The organism is Microbacterium sp. MDV22-iso44 (assembly GCF_058629135.1).
The window spans coordinates 1,339,514-1,360,966 of sequence record NZ_JBZVWS010000001.1 but is presented as its reverse complement, the minus strand read 5'-3'; the positions used below and the strand labels follow the sequence as shown (position 1 = coordinate 1,360,966).

General features: G+C 71.6%; 17 protein-coding genes and 1 tRNA gene. 12 read left to right on the top strand and 6 right to left on the bottom strand.

The features are described from left to right. Positions 1 to 71: 71 nt before the first annotated feature. The 5 genes from AC4NN1_RS06655 to AC4NN1_RS06635 all read left to right on the top strand — a co-directional run bounded on the left by AC4NN1_RS06655 (position 72) and on the right by AC4NN1_RS06635 (position 7,730). Positions 72 to 1,082, top strand: coding sequence for a glycerophosphodiester phosphodiesterase family protein (locus tag AC4NN1_RS06655; protein WP_491954853.1), 1,011 nt, complete (start codon positions 72 to 74; stop codon positions 1,080 to 1,082). 90 nt (positions 1,083 to 1,172) lie between these two features. Continuing rightward, positions 1,173 to 2,423, top strand: a complete 1,251-nt coding sequence (locus tag AC4NN1_RS06650; RefSeq protein WP_336124622.1) for an MFS transporter — start codon at positions 1,173 to 1,175, stop codon at positions 2,421 to 2,423. Positions 2,424 to 2,453: 30 nt separating this feature from the next. Then, positions 2,454 to 3,386, top strand: a complete 933-nt coding sequence (locus AC4NN1_RS06645; protein WP_491954852.1) for an ABC transporter ATP-binding protein — start codon at positions 2,454 to 2,456, stop codon at positions 3,384 to 3,386. After that, on the top strand, positions 3,383 to 4,462 hold the full coding sequence (locus AC4NN1_RS06640) for an ABC transporter permease (protein ID WP_311857847.1): 1,080 nt from the start codon (positions 3,383 to 3,385) through the stop codon (positions 4,460 to 4,462). The genes AC4NN1_RS06645 and AC4NN1_RS06640 overlap by 4 nt, the downstream gene beginning before the upstream one ends. Before the next feature lie 169 nt (positions 4,463 to 4,631). Then, positions 4,632 to 7,730 (top strand): S8 family peptidase, encoded by a 3,099-nt coding sequence (locus AC4NN1_RS06635; RefSeq protein WP_491954851.1) that lies wholly within the window; start codon positions 4,632 to 4,634, stop codon positions 7,728 to 7,730. 65 nt (positions 7,731 to 7,795) lie between these two features. Here AC4NN1_RS06635 and AC4NN1_RS06630 read toward each other — a convergent pair whose 3' ends face one another. Next, entirely contained in the window at positions 7,796 to 8,215 is a 420-nt protein-coding gene (locus tag AC4NN1_RS06630) for a DUF8738 domain-containing protein (protein WP_018188913.1), read from the bottom strand. A gap of 86 nt (positions 8,216 to 8,301) precedes the next feature. Here AC4NN1_RS06630 and AC4NN1_RS06625 point away from each other — a divergent pair, with 86 nt between their 5' ends. Beyond that, a complete protein-coding gene (locus AC4NN1_RS06625; RefSeq protein WP_491954850.1) occupies positions 8,302 to 8,931 on the top strand; it encodes a DUF1684 domain-containing protein in 630 nt (209 codons plus the stop codon). Here AC4NN1_RS06625 and AC4NN1_RS06620 read toward each other — a convergent pair. The 5 genes from AC4NN1_RS06620 to AC4NN1_RS06600 form a co-directional block, all read right to left on the bottom strand. After that, positions 8,916 to 9,347: a DoxX family protein gene (locus AC4NN1_RS06620; RefSeq protein WP_491954849.1), complete on the bottom strand. Its 432-nt coding sequence runs from the start codon at positions 9,345 to 9,347 to the stop codon at positions 8,916 to 8,918. The two genes, AC4NN1_RS06625 and AC4NN1_RS06620, sit on opposite strands and share 16 nt — an antisense overlap. A 45-nt stretch (positions 9,348 to 9,392) precedes the next feature. After that, positions 9,393 to 9,467: transfer RNA gene (locus AC4NN1_RS06615), tRNA-OTHER, on the bottom strand. Positions 9,468 to 9,549: 82 nt separating this feature from the next. Next, complete coding sequence (locus AC4NN1_RS06610) at positions 9,550 to 11,037, bottom strand: serine/threonine-protein kinase (protein WP_491954848.1); 1,488 nt, start codon at positions 11,035 to 11,037, stop codon at positions 9,550 to 9,552. A gap of 90 nt (positions 11,038 to 11,127) precedes the next feature. Further along, complete coding sequence (locus AC4NN1_RS06605) at positions 11,128 to 11,496, bottom strand: hypothetical protein (RefSeq protein ID WP_336124612.1); 369 nt, start codon at positions 11,494 to 11,496, stop codon at positions 11,128 to 11,130. Next, complete coding sequence (locus AC4NN1_RS06600; protein WP_491954847.1) at positions 11,493 to 12,938, bottom strand: PspC domain-containing protein; 1,446 nt, start codon at positions 12,936 to 12,938, stop codon at positions 11,493 to 11,495. The genes AC4NN1_RS06605 and AC4NN1_RS06600 overlap by 4 nt, the downstream gene beginning before the upstream one ends. 113 nt (positions 12,939 to 13,051) lie before the next feature. Here AC4NN1_RS06600 and AC4NN1_RS06595 point away from each other — a divergent pair, with 113 nt between their 5' ends. The 6 genes from AC4NN1_RS06595 (at position 13,052) to AC4NN1_RS06570 (ending at position 21,414) form a co-directional block, all read left to right on the top strand. Then, positions 13,052 to 14,317 carry a PspC domain-containing protein gene (locus AC4NN1_RS06595; protein WP_491954846.1) on the top strand — a complete coding sequence of 422 codons (1,266 nt, stop codon included), beginning with the start codon at positions 13,052 to 13,054 and terminating at the stop codon, positions 14,315 to 14,317. Continuing rightward, positions 14,310 to 14,987, top strand: a complete 678-nt coding sequence (locus tag AC4NN1_RS06590) for a LuxR C-terminal-related transcriptional regulator (protein WP_491954845.1) — start codon at positions 14,310 to 14,312, stop codon at positions 14,985 to 14,987. The genes AC4NN1_RS06595 and AC4NN1_RS06590 overlap by 8 nt, the downstream gene beginning before the upstream one ends. Before the next feature lie 65 nt (positions 14,988 to 15,052). Further along, positions 15,053 to 16,612: a glycosyltransferase family 2 protein gene (locus AC4NN1_RS06585; protein ID WP_491954844.1), complete on the top strand. Its 1,560-nt coding sequence runs from the start codon at positions 15,053 to 15,055 to the stop codon at positions 16,610 to 16,612. Positions 16,613 to 16,687: 75 nt separating this feature from the next. Further along, the gene (locus AC4NN1_RS06580) at positions 16,688 to 17,791 is read left to right on the top strand and encodes an FUSC family protein (protein ID WP_491954843.1); all 1,104 of its coding nucleotides are present in this window, start codon (positions 16,688 to 16,690) and stop codon (positions 17,789 to 17,791) included. Between the two features lie 60 nt (positions 17,792 to 17,851). Further along, a complete protein-coding gene (locus AC4NN1_RS06575) occupies positions 17,852 to 20,308 on the top strand; it encodes an ATP-dependent helicase (protein WP_491954842.1) in 2,457 nt (818 codons plus the stop codon). 41 nt (positions 20,309 to 20,349) lie between these two features. Continuing rightward, the gene (locus tag AC4NN1_RS06570) at positions 20,350 to 21,414 is read left to right on the top strand and encodes an SseB family protein (protein ID WP_018188903.1); all 1,065 of its coding nucleotides are present in this window, start codon (positions 20,350 to 20,352) and stop codon (positions 21,412 to 21,414) included. Positions 21,415 to 21,453 lie beyond the last annotated feature (39 nt).

The following is a 21,453-nucleotide window of genomic DNA, read 5'->3' as shown; positions in this document are numbered from 1 at the left end:
AGGACTATGAGGGTCATCTGGTGACGGCGCACGACAGCGGCCGATTCCGGTCCGCTCGCTAGCCTGGGCGCATGTCGCGCAGCCGTCCGCTCATCATCGGCCACCGCGGAGCCCCCGGCTATCGTCCCGAGCATTCCCTCGCCTCGTACGAGCTCGCCCTCGACCTGGGCGTCGACGCCGTGGAACCGGACGTCGTGTTCACGAAGGACGGCGTGGCCGTCATCCGTCACGAGAACGAGATCGGCTCGACGACGGACGTCGCCGACCATCCCGAGTTCGCGTCCCGCCGGACCACCAAGCGGGTCGACGGCAGCGACCACACCGGCTGGTTCGTCGAGGATTTCACCTGGGAGGAGCTCGCAGCTCTGCGATGTCGGGAACGTCTGCCGAAGCTCCGGACACGCAGCGCCGACTTCGACGACCGATATCCGATCCTTCGGCTGCGGACGCTCCTCGACCTGGTCGCCACGGCGGGCGACCGCGAGGGACGGGCCATCGGGGTCGTCCTCGAGATCAAGCACGCGACCTACTTCGACTCGCTCGGGTACGACGTGGCGGCCCTCCTCGCGGCGGAACTGCGGAGCGCGGGGTGGGACAGCGGTGTGCGGCCGCTCGTGGTCGAGTCGTTCGAACAGCACATCCTGCAGCGGATGCGGGACCGCGGCATCCGGGCTCACTTCATCTATCTGCTCGAGGCGGAGGGCAGCGCGCACGATCTCCTCGCCGCCCAGGGGCCCGACGCGCCGACGTACGCGGAGCAGCTCACCGGGGCGGGCCTCGACCGGCTGGCGCGGGAGGTCGACGGCATCAGCCTCGACAAGCGCCTCATCCTCGACGATCCGCGCGGCGATGACGGTGTCGTGGCCGAAGCCCATCGCCGCGGGCTCGACGTCTACACGTGGACGTGTCGACCCGAGAACGCGTTCCTCTCACCGTCCTTCCGGCGCGGGACCACCGATGCGGCGTTCGGGGACTGGGAGGGGGAGTGGCGGCGCATCGCGGATGCCGGCGTCGACGGGGTCTTCGTCGACCACCCGGACCTGGGGGTCGCGTTCTTCGGACGCTCAGGTGCCGATCGGTAGAATGGATGCCGGTGCGTCAGCACCCCGTGTAACTACCTGATCCGTGGAGAGTCAAGGCGGCACGACGCCTCGTCTGCACGGAGGTCACACATGCCCCTCACCGATTCGACGCCGGTGCGCCCGGCCGAGCGCGACAGCCCGATCCGCACCCTCGCGGCGAGCATCGGCATCGGCTACTTCGCCATCGCCCTGATCGCGCGCCTGCCGTACGCGATGATCGTCGTCGGCGTCCTGACGATGGTCGTCGACGCCCGCGGGTCCCTCGCCGTCGGCGGGCTCACCTCTGCGATGGTCGGGCTCGGCACGATCGCCACCGGCCCGCTCATCGGCGCCGCCGCAGACCGCTGGGGCCAGCGCCCCGTGCTCCTGCTCGCGGCACTCGTCCAGAGCCTCGTCCTCGTCGCGCTCGTGGCCGTCGCCTACGGAGACACACCCGAGGGGATGCTCCTGCTCGTGTCGGTGCTCGCCGGTGCGACCGCACCGCAGGTGTCGCCGATGTCGCGCGCCCGCCTGGTCGGCGCGATCGGCCGGATGCGGTTGGCGCGGGGTGCGCACGGCCGGCTGCAGGAGTCGACGATGGGCTACGAGTCCGCCGTCGATGAGATCGTCTTCGTCTTCGGTCCCGTCCTCGTCGGCGTCGTCGCCATCGCCGCGACTCCGGCCGCGCCCGTGCTCGCGGCCGCGGCGCTGACGCTCGTCTTCGTCACCGCGTTCGCGTTGCATCCGACGGCACGCACCGCCGGTCACGCGTCCGAGGCGGGCGACCGCGAACCTGCGCGGCGCATCGCGCGTCCCGGCATCCTGCTCGCCGCCGGCGGCACCCTCGCGACCGGGCTCTTCTTCGGGGCCATGCTCACGTCACTGACCGCTTTCGCCAAGGCCGGCGGATTCCCCGAGCAGACCGGCATCCTCTACGGGATCATGGGCATCGGGTCGGCGATCCTCGCGCTCGGGGTCGGGCTCCTGCCGCGCCGGTTCGCGCTCGCGTGGCGGTGGATCGCCTTCACGACGATCCTGCTCGTCGGCGCCGTCCTCGCCGCCGGTGCGACGGGAGTCCTGTCGATGGGATGGGCGCTGGCGCTCGCCGGGTGCGGCATCGGCCCCACCCTTGCGACGCTCTACGCGCTCGCCGCCGCCCGCTCGCCGCGCGGGCGCGAGGCCACCGTCATGGCCGTCCTCGGGTCGTCGGTCGTCGTCGGTCAGGCGCTCGCGAGCATGATCGTGGGCTCGCTGGCCGAGTCGGCGGGCCCCTCGGTCGCGCTGTGGGCACCCGTCGTCGCCGTCGTCCTCCTGCTGGTGTTCGGCCTTCTGAACCTCCGGGTCGGTCGGATCCGCCCCTGATCGGACACCGCCACCCCCTAGGGTGAGCGCATGACTAATGCCGGCATCGTCGCCGAGGGGGTGCGACGGTCCTTCGGGAACGTGCATGCCGTCCGGGGCGTCACCTTCCAGGCGCCCGAGGGCGCGGTCACGGGGCTCGTGGGCCCCAACGGCGCAGGCAAGACGACGCTGCTGCTCATGCTCGCCTCCCTCCTCGCTCCCGACGCCGGCACGATCCGCATCGGGGGAGTGGATCCCGTCGCGGAACCTGCTGCCGCGCGCGCGAAGCTCGGCTGGATGCCCGACAGCCTCGGTGCCTGGCCGTCCCTCTCGGCGCGGGAGACGATCTCGGTGACCGGGCGGCTGTCCGGACTGAGCCCGGCCGCGGCGACCTCTCGTGCCACGGAGCTGCTGACGACGGTGGGGCTCGAGACGCTCGGCGACGCTCCGGCCCGAGTCCTCTCGCGCGGCCAGAAGCAGCGGCTCGGGCTCGCGCGGGCCCTCGTCCACGACCCGCAGGTGCTGCTCCTCGACGAGCCGGCATCCGGTCTCGATCCGCAGGCGCGCATCGACCTGCGACTCCTCCTGCGCGCCCTCGCCGCGGAAGGCCGCACCGTGCTCGTGTCGAGCCACATCCTCTCCGAGCTCGAAGAGGTCGTCGACGACGCGGTCTTCATGATGCAGGGCGAGACGGTCAGCTCCGAGCGCGTCGCCGAAGCCGCGGGTCGCGCGCGGACGTGGCGGATCCGCCTCGCCGACCGGGACGGCGTCTCCGCAGCCCTCCCCGTCGCTCAGGCGCTGGGACTCGACGTGGCGACGCTGACGGTCGACCGGCGCGACGTCCTCGTCAGCTTCGAGGGGGATGCCGCGGCGGCGGCCGGTCTCACCGCCCTCGTGTCGGCGGGGCTCCCGGTCGCGGAGTTCTCGGCGGCCAGCGGCATCCTGGAACACACCTTCCTCGACCTCGAAGGAGGTGCGCGATGAACGCCTCGCGCCTGTGGACCATCGCCCGCCTCGACCTCACGCAGCGCATCCGGACGATCTCCTGGTACGTCCTGCTCGGGGTCTTCGCCGTCGTCCTCGTCGGAACGACGGCGCTCTCGTTCCTCTCCTTCTCGTATCTGGACGATTCCGGTCCCGGCGTCTACTCCGTCGTCGTCCTCGTCACGCTGCTGCTCATCGTCCTCGTCTCGCCGACCCTCAGCGGGAACTCGATCAACGGCGACCGGGATGCCGCGACGCTCGCACCCCTGCAGGTAACCCAGGCCACGACCACCGAGATCGTGCTCGGGAAGTTCCTGGCGGCCTGGCTCACGGGACTGACGTTCGCCGCCGTCGCCGTTCCCTTCCTCGTCATCGCGACGTTCGGCGGCGGAGTCGAACCGATCACGGTCCTCGCATCGACCGCCATCCTCGTCGCCGAGACCGGTGTCGTCGCCGCGTTCGGCACGGCGCTCAGCGGCGTCCTCGCCCGCCCGCTCTTCTCGGTCGCGGCCACCTACCTCGTCGTCGCCGCCCTCACCATCGGGACCCCGATCGCCTTCGGGCTGATCGGCTCGAGCATCGCCTCCGAGCGCACAGAGCGCTACCTGACGGCGCAGTACGATCCGACGACCGGCGCGCCCGTCTGCGAGGACGGAACCACGAACTGCGCCAGCGACCTGTCGCAGCAGGTCTGCGAGGAGGAGGGGCCGCCGACGACTTCTCGGATCCCCCGCTTCGACTACGTGTGGTGGATCCTCGCCGCGAACCCCTTCGTCATCCTCGCCGACGCGACACCGAGCGGGTTCACCGTCGACGGGTATCCCGACGACCTGTTCGGTCAGACGAAGTACGCCGTCCGGCAGGCCCAGGTCGCCCCGGATCTCGACTACGTGTACGACGAGTGCGACCCCGAGCAGAACGGACCGACGGCGGAGGAGGTCGTCGCCTCGACCGTGCCCAGCTGGTTCATCGGGCTGGGCGGTCAGGTCGTCGTCGCGGCCCTCCTGCTGTGGTGGGCGGTCTCGCGGACCCGCACGCCCGCGCGGCGTCTGCCCCCGGGGACGCGCATCGCCTGAGCCGCGCGTGAGGATCCTCTCATCTGCGCACATTCTTCTTGGGAGATCGTCAGGGGGTGCATAGCCTCCAATCAGCCTCGGCTGCGGCATCCGACTGGGATGTTCCGCGACAGCCCCGCCGAGCGCTCTTCCCAGAAGGAAAGGCGGTCCCCTTTTGCACCGACGCATCTTGGCAGTCGCGGGCGTCCTCGCGCTCTCGCTGCCCGCGACCGCGGCTCTCGCCGCGACCCCCGATGAAGACCCCACTGCACGCTTCGACCGCAGCACGTCGGCGGGAGCGATCGACAGCTCCTTCCGGGCTGCTTCGATCGATCCCGATCGCCAGGTCTCGGTCGTCATCGAGATGGAGGGCGACCCCGTCGCCGTCGTCGAGGCCGAGGAAGGCCGTTCGCTGAGCAAGAGCGAGCGCACCGACGTCAAGAAGGACCTCAAGGCTGCCCAGGACAAGATCCGTTCCGGGATCACCGAGCGCGGCGGGAAGATCCGCGCGCAGATGCAGTCCGCTTACAACGGCATCCAGGCCACCGTGCCCACCGCGCAGCTCGATGACGTCGCTGCGCTCCCCGGCGTCGTCGCCGTCCACCCCGTCGTCACGCACGAACTCGACAACGCCGTCTCCGTGCCGTTCCTCGGCGTCCCCCAGGTGTGGGAGAGCACCGGCTACACGGGCAAGCGCGTCAAGGTCGCCATCATCGACACCGGCATCGACTACACCCACGCCGGCTTCGGCGGCCCGGGGACAGTCGACGCGTACAAGGCAGCGGCAGCGGCATCCGACAAGCCGGCCGACCCGGCCCTGTTCGGTCCCAAGGCTCCCCGCGTCAAGGGCGGCATCGACCTCGTCGGCGACGCCTACGACGCCGGCGGCACGGGCGACGCGCTCGTCCCCAAGCCCGACGCGAACCCCCTCGACTGCGAGGGCCACGGTTCGCACGTCGCCGGCACCACCGCCGGCTCGGGCGTTCTGCCCGACGGGTCCACCTACAAGGGCCCGTACGACGCGTCGACCCCGTCCGTCGACTTCGGCATCGGCCCCGGCGTCGCCCCCCAGGCCGACCTTTACGCCGTGCGCGTCTTCGGCTGCGACGGCTCGACGGACATGACCATCCAGGCCATCGACTGGGCCGTGGACAACGGCATGGACGTCATCAACATGTCGCTCGGCTCCTCGTTCGGACGCGGCGACGACCCGAGCGCGGTGGCTGCGGCCAACGCCGTCGGCGCCGGCGTCGTCGTGGTGGCCTCGGCCGGCAACTCCGGCCCGAGCCCGTACCTCACCGGCTCGCCCGGCAGCGGCGACGGTGTGATCGCCGTCTCGGCGGTCGACAGCACCGCGACCTTCCCCGGCGCGCAGCTGACCGTCGGCGGCAAGGCGGTCGAGGCGATCAACGCCAACGGCGCCTCGCTCAAGGGTCTCGGCACGCTGACCGTCGTCCGACTCACCGACGACCCCGCGACCACGGCCAACGAGGCGCTCGGGTGCGCGGCATCCGACTACACCCGCGTCGGCGTGAAGAGCGGCGGCAACCAGATCGCGGTCTCCCAGCGCGGCACGTGTGCGCGTGCGGCGAAGGCGATCTTCGCCCAGCAGGCGGGTGCGAAGGCGGCTGTCATGGTCAACTCGACCGACGACCTCCCGCCCTACGAAGGAACGATCGACGAGAACCCGGACGACGGCACGCCCTACGACGTGACGATTCCGTTCCTGGGTGTCCGTTCCTCCAGCGGCGCGGCCTTCGTCAACGGCGCAGCCGTGACGATCAAGGGCAAGACGATCGCGAACCCGGCCTTCCGCAAGTACGCGTCGTTCAGCTCGTCGGGTCCGCGCAGCGGCGACAGCTCGATCAGCCCCGACGTGGCGGCCCCCGGCGTGTCGATCTCGTCGGTCGCCGTCGGCACCGGAAGCGCCCCCAGCGTCCTGTCGGGCACGTCGATGGCTGCCCCGCATGTGGCCGGCGTCGCCGCGCTCACCGTGCAGGCGCACCCGAGCTGGAACTCCGAGCAGATCTCGGCAGCGCTCGTGTCGACCGCGAACCCGGAGGGTGTCGACGGCATCGACCCGACCCGCGGCGGCGTGGGCCTCGTCGACACGGCGCAGGCGGTCGCCACGAAGGTCACGGCGACCGGTGACAGCTTCACGACCGAGAGCGGCAAGGTCCGCGAGGCGGCGCTGAGCTTCGGTTTCGACGAGTCGGACGGCACCATCACCGGCTCGAAGCGGGTCACGGTTCGCAACGACGGCAAGAAGCCGGTGACGTTCGCCGTCTCGACCGCGCCGTCCGCGCAGTCGCTGAAGGCGAAGCTCACGGTGAGCTCGAAGAAGGTCACCGTCGCCGCAGGCAAGACGGCGTCCGTGCGCGTCGCGGTCTCGATCCCGGCATCCTCGATCCCGGGTTCGCTCTCGGGCGACGACCAGTTCTCGTTCTCGGAGGTCTCCGGTGACGTCGTCCTGACGGCGCCCGGCTCGACCCTACGCGTGCCGTACCTGCTCGTCCCGCGCTCCAACAGCGACGTGACGGTGAAGGGTTCGCTCACGTCGCGCGGTCGGGTCACCGACGCCGACCGAACCCTTGAGCTGCGCAACGCCAAGGGTGCTCTGGATGCGGCGGCCGACGTCTACACGTGGGGCCTGTCGGACAAGAAGGATGCCCCGAAGGCGATCGCCGACACCGGGTACGACCTCCGGGCCGCCGGCGTGCAGTCGTTCGCGACGGCGGGTGGCGACCAGCTGGCCGTCTTCGCGGTCAACACGCACTCGCGCTGGTCGAATGCGGCATCCAACGAGTTCGACGTCGTGATCGATTCCGACCGCGACGGCAAACCCGACTGGGTGGTCCTGTCATACGACTCGGGCGCGGTCCGCGCCGGAGACGTCGACGGGGTGGCCGAGGTGTTCGTCCAGAACGTCAAGACCGGCGAGCTGGCACCCAGCGGGTACCTCGCTCAGGCTCCGACCGACAGCAGCACGATCCTGCTGCCGGTGAACCTCGCCGACCTCGGCATCACGGGGCCGTTCGCCTACACGGTGCAGTCCTTCAGCGGGACCACCGACGGCAGCGACTCGTTCGCCGGAACGGCCACGTACGACCCGAGCAAGCCCGCCATCAGCAACGGCCAGTACGAGGTCGTGCCGAAGGGCGGCACCGCCTCGGTGACGGTGCGGACGAATGCAGGGGCCTACGCCGCGCAGAAGCCGCTCGGCGCGATGGTGGTCGTGGTCGACAACGAGTCGGGCGCCGACGAGGCGCTGCTGGTGAAGACCCAGTAGCGATCGCGAAGGTCACGGAGGGGGCGGTGCGTCGATGGACGCGCCGCCCTCTTCGGCATCCGTCGTCAGCGCTCGCAGAGTCGAGGCTCGTCGCCGGTGCCGAAACGGTAGTCGAAAGTGCGGTCGTCCACTCGGACGACGACGCGGTACCCGTCCACGAGCGCCTGCGTGTAGGACATGCCGGGGGCGGGGCAGCCCAGGGCGCCGCTCGAGAACTGGACGCGCTCGGCGGAGACGACGTCCGGCTCGCCCGTCACGCCGCGGGCCGAGAGATCGGCCAGGAGGGCGTCCCATTTCGCCGGCGGCAGGTCCGCGGCCGAACCGGTCGGCCCGAGAGGTGCGGGGCTCGCCGTGCGGAACGGCGGGCGGCTCGAGGTCGGGTTCTCGCCGGGGGCGGGCATGGCGGGTCCTTCCGTCGCGCACGCGGTGAGCATGAGGGCTGCCCACAGGAGGGTGACCGCGGCGGCTGAGCGAGATGTGCGCATGAGGAGACCTCCTGCGCCGAGGCTACGCGCGTCCCGCGCTTCGGGGGAGGGGGTCGCCTGCCCCGTGATGCGCGTAACCTGAGCCGATGATCCCTTCGGCCGCTCGGACCGCCCTGGACGTCGTCGACTGGCGCCGACGCGTCTTCGCCCTCTATGCCGATGTTCGAGCAGCGCCCCATCCCGAGGCGGGCCACGAGCTGTGGCAGCGCGGGCGGAACGAGCTGCTCGCGCACCACCCCGCGACGCCGATCCTGCCGGAGCGCCGGGCGGACTTCGACTCCGTCCCGGTCGCTCCGTACGACCCGGCCTGGCGGTTCGAGCTGCCTCTGCTGCCCACGGAGCCCGGCGGGTTCGAGTTCGCAACCGGGACGGACGGGGTGGTTCCCTTCGAGCGGGTCGCCATCGTCGACCTGCCCGACGTGGGGACGCTCGACGTCTGGCGCCTGACGACGTACGGCGGCGGATTGTTCATCCCCGTGCGTGACGCGCTGGCGGGCAAGCCGGACGGCACCTATGGCGGAGGTCGGTACCTGATCGACACGATCAAGGGAGCCGACCTCGGGACGGATGCCGAGGCCGGCACGATCGTGCTCGACCTCAACTTCGCCTACAACCCGTCCTGCGCCTACGACCCGGCGTGGGCCTGCCCGCTCGCTCAGCCCGGCAACGTCCTGGCGGTCGAGGTCCCGGTCGGCGAGCGCTACGCGGGCATCTGATCCCGGTCGTCCGGACCTCGGCGTCGGGCGCGCCAGGCTGCCCACGCGCCGGTCGACCACAGGGCGGCGAGGACGAGGAGCGGTTGGAAGAGCAGGCGAATGCCGCGGGCGAGGTCGGTGTCGAGCCCGAAGGCATCGGTGCCCCGGACGAACTGCTCGATGTTCCCGGGGAAGATCGCGATGAAGAACGCTGCGACGATCCATCCGACCGCGACGCGATACCGTCCGATCAGCAGGGCGAGACCGAGCGCGATCTCGACGATCCCGGAGGCGACGACGACGACGTCCGTGGGGAGCGGCAGCCACTGCGGGACCTGGGCGACGAAGTCGTCGCGCGCGAAGGTCAGGTGAGCGGTGCCGGTGAAGACCAGCCCCGCCCCGAGCAGCAGACGGGTGATCGTTCTCGGTGCACTCACGGATCGAGCGTAGCGAGGCCGGGCCCTGCGGGGCCGCTCTCGGACTGGACGCGACGGCGGGAGTCGAACCCGCTGCACAACCGGTATGACCCGGTGCCCGGGACCACCCGGACCGTCGCGATGGAGTCACGCTAGCCCGGACGGCGGACATCACCATGGGGGATGACCGGAGATGACGCGACGTGTCGTCGCGTGACGAAGGTCAGTCCTTCTTGCCCTTGCCCTTGTCCTTCGTCTTCTCGCCGTGCACCGCGGAGTTCTCGTTCGCGTGCTCTTTGGCCTTCGGGTTCGCGTTCTCCTGAGCGGCCTGCCCGGGTGACTTCTTCGCCGAGCCGGAGTTGCCCTTCGCCGAGCCGGACGTCTCGGAGGTGGTCGTCGTCGTGTCTGTCGTCGTCTCGGTGGTCGCCGTGGCCGGATCGGTCGCCGCAGGCGTGGCCTGCGGGATCACCTCATCTGTCGCGTCGAGGGTGACGACCGCGGTCTCGCCCTCGTCCGAGACGAGTTCAGCGGGAGCGGGCGCAGTCGGCTCGCTGATCGTCTCCTCGGGGGCGGGGCGACCGCCCGGCGTGCCGTCCGCCCACCACGCCCCGAAGGCGATGAGGTGGATGACGGCGATGGCGGCCGCTGCGCCGGCGAGGATCCAGACCCGCGCGCGGCGTGGACGCCGCGCGGCCTTGGCCGAACGACGCGCGGCGGAACGGGTGACGACATCGGATGCCGCCGGTGCCGCGACCGTGACGGCAGAGGGCTCGAGGGGCCGAACCGCGCCGACGGCGGCGACCGGAGCGACGTCGAGGGCCTGCGTCTCCTGATCGATCGTGGGGAGGGCGGCCCGCGGCATCCGGACGATGTCGGTCGGCAGGGACCGGGCGCGATACGCCACCTGTCCCGCCGTCGGACGATCGGCGGGGTCCCGCGCGATCATGTCGCCCAGGAGGCCGGACCAGTCGGGACCGAGCCACGAGGGGATCTCGGGCGTCTGCACGAGGCGGGCCATGACCCGGCCGATCCCCGACGCCTCGGGGAACGCCCGTTCGCCCGTGATCGTCTCGAGGGTGAGCAGGCCCAGCGCGTACACGTCGGCCGGCGGGCCGGCCGGTTCACCGCGGACCTGCTCGGGGGCGAGATAGGCGGCCGTCCCGATGACCGTGCCGGGGGTGGTGTGGCGCGTGCTGTCGGCGAGGTAGGCGACGCCGAAGTCGGCGAGCTTCGCCCAGTGCCTGCGGCCGGGCACGGGCGACGGTGCGAGGAGAACATTCGACGGCTTCACGTCGCGATGGACGATGCCTGAGTGGTGCACGACGTCGAGCGCCGAGGCGAGCTCGCCGACGAGGCCGGCGGTCTCGGCGGCATCCAGCGGGCCCTCGTGCAGAGCTGCGGCGAGCGACTCGCCCTCGACGAACTCCATCACGAGGTACTCCGGCTGGCCGGGCACGATCTTCGCGTCGTACAGGGTCACGAGCGAGGGGTGATTCAACGAGGCGAGCAGAGACATCTCGGTGCGGGCTCGCGGCAGGATCGCCGGGTTCTCGGCTTCGGTGCGCATGATCTTGATCGCGACGGTGCGCCCGAGGATCACGTCCTCGGCGCGATACACACGGGCCATCCCGCCCTGACCGACGCACGGACCGAGGACGTACCGCCCATCCAGCATGCCCGTGGTCACAGGCTCGTCGGAGGGTTCGGTCACGGCGACTCCTGCTGCTACTGCGGACGCTGCGCGTCCGTCCACACGTCGCCCGGGTACGACGACACCGTCGAACGTAGGGCTCCGAGAGTCTCAGGTCTGGCGGGTTGACTCCGGCGGGGTTTGGTGCTTCGGCCTACGCGCCACCCGGCGCTGGCCGCCGCGCAACAGGCCCGCGATTCCCGCGACGGACACGAGGCCCCCGATGATCAGGAGGCCGACCGCGACGGCCGGCCCTACATCCGCACCTGCGACCGTATCGACGAGGATCCTCATGCTCCCCGTCGTCGACGTCGCGGCGTACCCGGCGGCGGCGAGCGCAGCGAACGTGAGGCCCCACACGACGGCGGCCCAGCGCGTGCGCGGACCCTCCCCGGAAGGGGCGGAAGGGGCCGATGCCGCGGGCCCGGCGGCGACCGCGGGCTCGAGATCGTCGAAGGCGGCGGTGGGGATGTCGGTCATGACGGGTTCCCTTCGGAGTCGAGGGCGGTGTCCGGTTCGAGCTGGATGTAACCGGTGTCCTGTTCCAGGAGCAGCTTCTGCGTCGTTCGCGGCGATTCGGTGTCGCCCAGAGTGGCCGTGTACCGGGTTCGGCCGTCCGCGAGCGGCGTGATGACGACTCCATCGATGTCGCGGAGTCCGACGTAGCCGTCTGCGACGTACATGCCGCCGGTCGCGTCGGTCGTGATGATCTCGAGATCGACGCGCACCCCTGCAGCCACCGTGACGTACGTCGCGCCGAAGCGCTTCTGGAGGTGCAGCTCGCCCTCGCGCCCCGTGTCTTCGAGGCTGACCCACAGAGTGCCCCACGGTTGTCTGAACGTGCCGGTGGGGGCGTCGACGTTCGAGACGCTCCCCGTGTCGACGTGCAGCTCCTGTCCGACGGAGACACCGGTGGCGGCTGCGCCTCCCAGGAGCGCGACCGCGGTGACGAAGGCGAGGAAGCCGCTGCGGCGGCGCAGGACGCCCGCGACCGTCATGGCGCCGGCGAGGACGAGGGCCGCGACGAAGAGCCCCGCGGCGATCGGATCGCCGCCGGGGGTGAACAGTGCGACGATCGTCCCCACGATCACCGCGACGCCGACGGCGAGCGTGACGAACGCCAGCGGGGCCCGGGGCGCGATCGCATGGCGCTCCCGCCGCTTCGCGGCCGCCTCCGCCGAGAAGGCCGTCGCGGACTCCTGCCGCTCGCGACGCAGCTGGTCCCGGGCGGCGCGAGCGGCATCCTGCTGCTCCCGACGCCACGCCTGATCCTGCTCCTTCCACGCCGCGTGCTGCTCGCGCCACCGCGCGAGGTCGTCCTCGCCCGCGGAATCGAGGGGTGTCTCGGGTTCGGTCGGCGCGTCCCGGTGGAGAGGCGGATCGGATGCCGCCGGTTCTGCGGGAGCGGGGACGCCAGCCCGGCTTTGCCGCGGTCCGGCGACCAGCACCGCGACGACCGCGACCGCGATCGCCACCGCGGCGAGGAGCAGGACCACGCCGCCGAGGTCCCCGACGTAGGCGCCGCCGAGGACGGCCAGGCTCGGGATGCCCAGGACGAGGGGAAGCGGTGCGGGGATGAAGGATGCCGCGATGAAAAGGAGCGCCCCGACCTGCCCGGTGTGGAACCGGCGGTGCCAGGCGTCCTGCGCGGGAATCCGGCCCGCCGCGTCGGGCAGCAACGCCCAGGCCACGCCGTAGACCAGGGTCACCGGGAAGCCGATGACCGCGACGACCACGAGGATGCCGCGCACGATCAGCGGATCGATCCCCCACCGGGCGGCGGTGCCGGCGGCCACTCCGCCGAACCAGCCGTCCATGCGCATGACGCCGAGGCTCGAGGTCCATTCGAAGAATCGCTCCCCCCTGCCGAGGTCGGGGGAAGGCGGGTCGACGGGCGGTGCGTTGGTCTGCGGCGAGGGCATGTTCCGAGCATCGTCGGGGTGGCGGCGCCCCGCCATCAGGGGTGACCCTGATCCGTCCCTGATACCTCTTTCGGAGGATGTCCCGAGGCGTGGCCCGATGGTTTGATGTGGACATGTCCTCCCTTGCGACCGCCCCGGATGCCGCGGCCCGCCCGGGCCGCCCGGCCCGCCCGGCGCGTCCGACCCGGAGGCCCGCCCGACCGCCGCTCCGGCGGCCTCGGGCCGTGGCGGTGACCGGCGTCGCCGCCGGGCTCGCCGACCACCTCGGTGTCTCAGCGATGCGCGTGCGGGGGCTGCTGGCCGCGGCCACTCTCGCCGGTGGCGCGGGTGCCGTGTTCTACATCTGGTGCTGGATGCTCATGCCGGTGGCGCCCGGCGACGTGACGCCCACGCGGCGCGTGCCCGTGGCATGGCTGTCGATCAGTGCTGCGGGCGTCGCCACGCTGGGCGTGCCGGTGGCGGCACAGGGAGGTTCGCTCGTCCGCGTGGACCTCCCGCTCGGGTACACCTGGGCGTTCTGGTCGACCGTGCCGTGGGTCTGGACGGCGACGGTTCTGGCGACGGCGTCTGGCGTCTGGGCGGGCGCCATCGACCGCGTCGACCCGGCGCGCGGTCCCCGCCACGCGACGGTGATCCGCGTCCTCGCCGGCGTCGCGCTCGCGATCGTCTTCCTGGGCACCCTCCCGCTTGCCGACGTGCTCGGCATCCGCGCTGTCCTGGGCGAGCTCGCTCTGCCCCTCGTCGGTGCGGCGATCATCGCGGCATCCACTCTCCTTCAGGCCTGGCGCCGGCTCGTCGACGATCGGATCGGCCGCGTGCGCGACGAGCAGCGTGCGGCGATGGCTGCCCACCTCCACGATTCGGTCCTGCAGACCCTCGCCCTGATCCAGAACCGTTCGGAGGCCTCGAGCGAGGTCTCGCGCATCGCGCGGGCGCAGGAGCGCGAGCTGCGCGCCTGGCTCTACGACGGGGACTCGCCCGCCGACAGTGACCTCCCGACCGACCTGCGGGACTACGCCGGAGCGCTCGAGCTCGACTTCCCCGTCCGCATCGAGGTCGTCTCCACGGGCACCTCCGCGGAACGCGCGAGCGGAGAACTCGCCGCCGCGGCGCGCGAGGCGATGCTCAACGCAGCGCGCCACGCGGGCGGCGAGATCTCCGTGTACATCGAGGGGGCGGCATTCGCCGTCGAGGTCTTCATCCGCGATCGCGGCGCGGGGTTCGACCCGGCCGCCGTGCCGGCGGACCGCTGGGGCGTCCGGGAGTCGATCATCGGACGCATGCGGCGGTCCGGCGGGACCGCGATCATCCGCTCGGTACCCGATGTCACCGGCACCGAGGTGCGGCTGAGCCTGCCGACGGGAGGACGGCGTGACTGAGGTGTCGACGAGCGGGCCGCTGCGCGTCGTCATCGTCGACGACCACTCGATCTTCCGCTCCGGCCTCCGGGCCGACCTCGACTCGTCCGTCCGCGTCGTCGGCGAGGCGGACGATGTGGACAGCGCCGTGGCGGTCATCGCGGCCGAACGGCCCGATGTCGTGCTGCTCGACGTCCACCTGCCGGGGGCCGACGGCGCCGCCCACTCGCTCGGGGGAGAGGGGGTCATCCTCGGCTCGAGCGGGACACCGACCCGGTTCCTCGCGCTGAGCGTGTCCGACGCGGCGGCCGACGTCGTACGGGTCATCCGTGCCGGGGCGCGCGGGTACATCACGAAGGGCTCCTCGGGGGCGGACGTGAGCCGCGCCGTGCACGCGGTCGCGGGCGGCGACGCCGTGTTCTCGCCACGACTGGCGGGTTTCGTCCTCGACGCCTTCGGGGCCGCGGCGGGGGAGACGGCCGTTGTCGACGACGAACTCGACCGCCTGTCGGGAAGAGAGCAGGAGGTCATGCGACTCATCGCCCGCGGCTACGCCTACAAAGAGGTCGCGCAGGAGCTGTTCATCTCGATCAAGACCGTCGAGACCCATGTGTCCTCCGTGCTGCGGAAGTTGCAGCTGTCGTCCCGTCACGAGCTGACGGCGTGGGCGTCCGAGCGGCGTCTGCTGTGACGCGTCCAGCGGTTCCGCGCGCGGCGGAACAGAAAAAGAATTCTATGTATACATATACTCCGTATGTGATTTCTCGTCTCCGCAGTCGCGCATCGACGGTGCTGGTCGTGGCGGCGTGGATCGGGTTCGGCGTGCCGCTCTTCCTCTGGGCCGTCGGCCAGGGGACGCCCCTGTCGATCGCGTTCGCGGCTGCGAGCGCCCTCACCTGGATCGCGGGCGGGCGAGCGGTCGCGCTGTGGCTGCGCTCATCGCCGCCCGCGCTGGTCCCGCCGCCCGCGACCGGGCGGGGGGCGGAGCGCATCGCCCTGCTGGTCTGCATCTGCGACGACCTCGACGAGCGGGCGGTCGTCCGCAGCTCCCGCCAGGACGTCCCGGTCGACGTCGTCCTCCTCGACGACTCGAGGGATGCCGCGACGGTGGCGCGCGTCGATGCGCTCGCCGCGGCTCACGGCTGGCACGTGATCCGCCGCACCGAGCGCTCCGGCTTCAAGGCGGGCAACCTGAACGCCGGGCTCGCGCGCCTGCGTGGCCGCTACGACGCGTACCTGATCTGCGACAGCGACGTCGTCCTCGACGCCGGGGTGGCGCGGGTCTGCGGAGCCGCGCTCGCCGACCCCACGGTGGCCGTCGCGCAGGCGTCGCCGGCGGCATCCGTCGGACGGACCCGGTTCGCCCGCTACTTCGGGCCGCTGCTGGCCACCCACCTCGGCGTCACCCGGCGCGGTCGAGGAGCGCACGGGGTGACCGCCTTCCTCGGGCGCGGTGCGCTCGTGCGTGCGGCGGCCGTCGAGGATGTCGGCGGGTTCCCCGAGGCCGTCGCGGAAGACCTCGCCATGACCGTGCGGCTCCGCCGCCGCGGGTGGCGGATCGTCGACGCCGATGTCGCGTTCACGGAGGACTACCCGATCGACTACGCGGCGTTCCGTGTGCAGATGCGGAAGACCGCCGAGGGGGCGGTCGAGTTCCTGCGCCGCCCCGGCCGGATGCGGGGGCTCCGCATCCGGGAAGGCCTCGACCTCGCGCTCGAGACGGCCCTCGTCCCGGTGACCGCCCTGGCGGGAGCCGCGACCCTCGTCACCGGCGCCGCGCTCGCCGGCACCGGCACGCCCCCGCCGCTCTGGGTGATGCTCGTGTCGGCGTTCGCGGCATCCGCTCCGCTCCTTCCCGAGGCGGTCCGCCGCGCCCGCGCGCAACGGGTCGCTGCCGGCGTCGCCTTCGCCCTGACCGCAGGTCTCCTCTACGCCTCGACCACGTTCGTCGTGCTGGGCGCCGTGATCCGCACCGCCCTCGGCCGGCGCGCGACCTTCTGGGTCACGCCGAAGACGACCTCGCAGCGGGGCGTCGGCGCGACGGCGGGCCTGCTGCGCGATGAGCTCGTCCTCGTCCCGCTCCTCGCGGTCAGCGCCGTCCTCGTCTCGGGATCGCTCGTCGCGGTCGCCGGTCCGATCGGTCCCGCCGCGCTCGCCGCGGTCTTCGCGGTGGGGATGCTGCGGCCCCGCTCCCGCGCGGACCGCACCCTCGCCCCGATCGTGTCGGCGCGTCACCTGGCGGCCGTGCCGCACCGTACGCTGTCGGCCGCACCGCGACCGGCGCTCCCGACGCGGTCGCGCACCCTCGCCAGCTGACCCGCGTCGTACGACCTCGCACGCGCGGATGCAAGGGGGCGGCGCGCACGACCTCGCCGCGGCTACCGTGCCGGGATGCCCCGCACCACCCCGCGACTGACCGCCGCGCAGCTGGCACTGCGCCTCCGCAGGGCCGGCGGTGACGTCTTCACGTCGCGACGGCTGATCCTCGCGCTGAAGACGGCGGTCGCGGCGGCGATCGCCTGGTTCTTCGCGCCCATCGTGCCCTTCGCCGACGCCGACTACTCCTACTACGCGCCCCTCGGCGTCCTGGTCAGCATGTACCCGACCGTCGCGGACTCGGCGCGCGCGGGCATCCAGTCCCTCATCGGACTCGCGTGCGGCATCGCGATCGGCTTCGGCGGCCTCGCCATCGTGGCGGCGGGAGCGCCCGGCATCGTCGCGCTCGGCGTCGTGGTCCTGGTCGGTGTGGCGCTCGGCGGCATCCGTGCCCTCGGCGTCGGCCGGGACTGGGTGGCCCTCGCCGGGCTGTTCGTGCTGCTGCTGAGCAAGAACGACCCGGACGGCTTCTCGACGTCCTACCTCGCGACGATGGCCTTCGGCGTCCTGATCGGCGTCGTGGCGAACTTCGTCCTCGTGCCGCCGCTGTACCTGCAGTCGGCGCGCGACCGGCTGTCCGAGCTGCGCGCCGCCGTCACCGCCGCACTCGACCGCGCGGCGGACTCCGCAGCGAGAGGGGCGCCGGACGCGGCGAGTCTGAAAGAGGACGGCGAGGCGCTGGCCGAGATGGCCATCGCCGTCGCGGCGGATGTGGACGAGGCATCCCGCTCCGAGCGGGCGAACCTCCGCGCCCGCGGCGTGGGCGGTGTGCACGACGAGAACGCGCAGCGGTGGTGGGGGCTCGAACGGGCGACGTACCTGACCCGCGACCTGCTCGACGTGCTCGCCCAGCACGAGCGGCTCGACGCGCGCCACGGCGACCCCGCTCGGCTCGAGGCGGCGCTCCGCCGGGTCGCGGAGCTGATGGCGACGCCACCCGTCGACGACGAGATGACCGCGAGAACGGATGCCGCGTGGCGCGCCGTCGACGCCTATGCGGCATCCCTGCCCGCCCCCGATGCCGCCGAGGACCCGCATGATCAGCCCGGTCTGTGGGTCGCCGCCACGCTCGGGCGCATCACCGACATCTCGCGACGGGTGTCCGACGCGCTCGCCTGATCGCGCTGCGGACGGATGCCGGGAGTCGATGTCGGCAGTCGAACGTAGACTCGTGGGGACATGAGCGACTCCATCAAGCCCGTCATCGTCGGCGCCGGAGCGCCCCGTCCAGCGGGCGATTCCCGCCCCGACGAGGACCTCCTCGCCGGCCTCAACCCGCCGCAGCGCGAAGCGGTCACGCATCGGGGGCCCGCCCTGCTGATCGTCGCGGGTGCGGGGTCGGGCAAGACAAGCGTGCTGACCCGGCGCATCGCGTCACTGATGCGCACGCGCGAGGCCTACCCGAGCCAGATCCTCGCGATCACCTTCACCAACAAGGCCGCGGGCGAGATGCGCGAACGCGTGCGTCAGCTCGTCGGCGACAACGCCCAGGGCATGTGGATCTCGACGTTCCACTCCGCGTGCGTGCGCATCCTTCGCCGCGAGGCCGACCAGTTCGGGTTCACGAAGAGCTTCACGATCTACGACTCCGGCGACTCGCGCGCGCTCATCAAGCGTCTCGTCAAGGAGCACGAGGGCGACTCGTTCGGGTTCACCCCCGCCGCCGTGCAGGGGCGCATCTCGAAGCTCAAGAACGAGTTGGCGGACGCCGAGTCCTACGCCCGGCAGGCGAACATGAGCGATCCCGCCGAGCGGGTCTTCGTCGACATCTTCGCGGACTATCAGCGCTTGCTCCAGAAGGCGAACGCCTTCGACTTCGACGACCTCATCGCGCAGACCGTCTACCTCTTCCGCGCCTTCCCGCACGTCGCCGACGTGTACCGCAAGCGGTTCCGCCACGTCCTCGTCGACGAGTACCAGGACACCAACCACGCTCAGTACGCCCTCATCCACGAGCTGACCCGGCCCGTCGTGGGCAAGGCGGGCGACGCGTTCTCGAGCGGCGGGATGATGATCTTCGAGCCCGACGAGGCCCCCGAGATCGAGGGCGCGTCGCTCACCGTGGTCGGCGATTCCGACCAGTCGATCTACGCCTTCCGCGGCGCCGACATCCGCAACATCAGCGAGTTCGAGCGGGATTTCCCGGGCGCGAAGGTCGTGCTCCTCGAGCAGAACTACCGCTCGACCCAGAACATCCTGTCGGCGGCCAACGCCGTCATCGGCCACAACTTCGACCGCAAGGACAAGAAGCTCTGGACCGACGTCGGCGACGGCGACCCGATCATCGGGTTCACCGGGTACTCGCAGCACGACGAGGCGCAGTTCGTGGCCGACGAGATCGAGGCTCTGCACCGCAAGGGCGTCGACTACTCGCAAGTGGCGGTGTTCTATCGGACGAACTCTCAGTCCCGCGCGTTGGAGGAGATCTTCATCCGCTCGGCCGTGCCCTACAAGATCATGGGCGGCACGAAGTTCTACGACCGTGCCGAGATCAAGGACGCCATGGCGTACCTCATCGCGGTGGCGAACCCCGCCGACGAGATGGCGGTGCGCCGCATCCTGAACCGTCCCCGTCGCGGCATCGGCGACGTCACTGAGACCGCGATCGCCCGGTACGCGGCATCCGAGGGCATCACCTTCCGCGACGCCCTCGCGAACGCATCGGCGCTCGGTGTCGGTGCGAAGGTGCAGAAGGCCATCGCCGAACTGGATGCCGTCCTCGTCGAGGCATCCGAGATCATGCTGCCGAGCTCGGGTGAGATCGCGCCGTCGACGTCGGTGACGGAGGGGCTCCGCGTCCTGCTCAACAAGTCCGGCTACTACGAGGCGCTGCGGATTTCGAAGGACCCGCAGGACGAGGCGCGCGTCGAGAACCTCGACGAGCTCGTCGTCGTGACGCGCGAGTTCGCCCGCAACAACCCCGACGGCACGCTGCTCGACTTCCTCACCGAAGTGACGCTGGTGTCGGATGCCGACGACCTCGACGACGCCAGCGGTTCGGTTTCGCTCATGACGATGCACACGGCCAAGGGCCTCGAGTTCGACGCCGTCTTCGTGACCGGCGTCGAAGAGGACCTCATCCCGCACCGCATCTCGGCGGGGGAGCCTGGCGGACCGCAGGAGGAGCGGCGTCTGTTCTACGTGGCGCTCACCCGGGCGCGCAAGCGTCTGCACCTCTCGCTCGCGATGACCCGCGCGCAGTTCGGCGAGGTCTCGGCCGCGATGCCGAGCCGGTTCCTGCAGGAGATCCCGCACGAGCTGATCGACTGGCGCCAGTCACCCGGCGACGTGAACTCGCGCGGCGGGACGCCGTCGCGTGCGCTGAACGGCCGGCCCGGAGGCGGCTCCCGGTTCGGCGGATCCGGATCGAATCGGTACGGCGACGACCTCGTCCCGCTGCCGAAGCGCGAGAAGTCCGATGCCCTCGCGAAGTTCGCCAACCGCATCCCGGCGAAGATCCGCGACAACGGTGACATGGAGCTCGCGGCGGGCGACCGCATCCGTCACGACGACTTCGGCGAGGGCAAGGTCGACATGGTGACCGGTGAGGGCGCGAAGCGCGTCGCCCACGTCCGCTTCGACACCGCAGGCCCGAAAAAGCTGCTCATCAAGGTCGCCCCGATCACGAAGCTCTGAGCGTCGCGCGACCCGCGGCGTATCGCGCGTACGCTGAGGGCATGGCTCTGTTCTCCCGCCGTCCGAAGAAGAACTCCGACGGGTCCGATGAGGTTCCCGTCGACGCGCAGGCGGATCTCGCCGACGTCCAGCAGGACGTGAGCGCGGCGGTCGCCGCCGAGCAGGCGGATGCCGAGGACGTGCCGTTCGTGCCGATCTCGATGTCGACCTACGGGCAGCCCGCCCCGCGGCCCGAGCAGCCCCGCCTGCCGCAGGTCGAGGAGACCGCCCCCGAGCGGACCGAGGGTCGACCCGGGATGCCGGACAACACGCTTCTGCTCGCGGCGCTGGTTGAGGCGCCCGAGGAGCCCGACAACGCGGCGATCCTGGGCGTGACGCGCCAGGCGCTGCAGGGCACGCTGTACCTGCGCATCATGGGCGACGCGCAGGCGCAGGTCGCTGCGGGCGAGCCGCTGCGCCTGGCGATCTCGATCATGAACGACAAGAAGTTCCTGCTCGCGTACACGGGTGCTGCGGCGATCCAAGCGGGTCTCAGCGATGACCCCGAGGCGGCGAACACGTCGGTCCTCGGCCAGCCCGCTCAGAACGTGCTCCGCAACGTCGTCGACGCGGGCTACGACGGCATCGTCTTCGACCACGCAGGCCCCGGCCGGCGCATCGTCCTGCCGACGGGTCTCATCTCGCGCGCGATGGATCAGGCCGACCCCGAGTTCACCATCAAGAACCTCCTCGCCGGCCCGCGGACCGATGAGACCGCTCGCGCCGTCGTCGATGCGCTCGTCACCCGCGGCGCGTGGATCGCAGCCGGCACCCGACCGGACGGCAGCATGGGCGTCGCCGAGGCACGGTCCGCCGAGGGGACCCGCTACCTCCAGGTCTTCTCGCACCCGCTCGAGATCCTCACGCTCCGCCGAGAGGATCAGCCGATGCCGCTGACGGCGGCGCAGCTGGGGGAGGCGCTCAGGAGCGAGCCCGAGCTCAGCGGCTTCCTCGTCGACGCCGCAGGCCCATGGATCCGGCTCGAACGCGAGCAGCTCGAGCCGCTCGTCACGATCGCCGATGCCGCGGAGACCGTCGACGCCGCGGCGGCCGCCGACGAGGACTGAGCCCGCGCGGGGCAAGCCCCTGGTCGTGCCGGTGGCCCG

Bases quoted from the DNA above. Each gene is read 5' to 3' on its own strand.
- AC4NN1_RS06655 (WP_491954853.1), top strand. From the start codon at position 72: ATGTCGCGCAGCCGTCCGCTCATCATCGGCCACCGCGGAGCCCCCGGC.
- AC4NN1_RS06650 (WP_336124622.1), top strand. From the start codon at position 1,173: ATGCCCCTCACCGATTCGACGCCGGTGCGCCCGGCCGAGCGCGACAGC.
- AC4NN1_RS06645 (WP_491954852.1), top strand. From the start codon at position 2,454: ATGACTAATGCCGGCATCGTCGCCGAGGGGGTGCGACGGTCCTTCGGG.
- AC4NN1_RS06640 (WP_311857847.1), top strand. From the start codon at position 3,383: ATGAACGCCTCGCGCCTGTGGACCATCGCCCGCCTCGACCTCACGCAG.
- AC4NN1_RS06630 (WP_018188913.1), bottom strand. From the start codon at position 8,215: ATGCGCACATCTCGCTCAGCCGCCGCGGTCACCCTCCTGTGGGCAGCC.
- AC4NN1_RS06625 (WP_491954850.1), top strand. From the start codon at position 8,302: ATGATCCCTTCGGCCGCTCGGACCGCCCTGGACGTCGTCGACTGGCGC.
- AC4NN1_RS06605 (WP_336124612.1), bottom strand. From the start codon at position 11,496: ATGACCGACATCCCCACCGCCGCCTTCGACGATCTCGAGCCCGCGGTC.
- AC4NN1_RS06600 (WP_491954847.1), bottom strand. From the start codon at position 12,938: ATGCCCTCGCCGCAGACCAACGCACCGCCCGTCGACCCGCCTTCCCCC.
- AC4NN1_RS06595 (WP_491954846.1), top strand. From the start codon at position 13,052: ATGTCCTCCCTTGCGACCGCCCCGGATGCCGCGGCCCGCCCGGGCCGC.
- AC4NN1_RS06580 (WP_491954843.1), top strand. From the start codon at position 16,688: ATGCCCCGCACCACCCCGCGACTGACCGCCGCGCAGCTGGCACTGCGC.
- AC4NN1_RS06575 (WP_491954842.1), top strand. From the start codon at position 17,852: ATGAGCGACTCCATCAAGCCCGTCATCGTCGGCGCCGGAGCGCCCCGT.
- AC4NN1_RS06570 (WP_018188903.1), top strand. From the start codon at position 20,350: ATGGCTCTGTTCTCCCGCCGTCCGAAGAAGAACTCCGACGGGTCCGAT.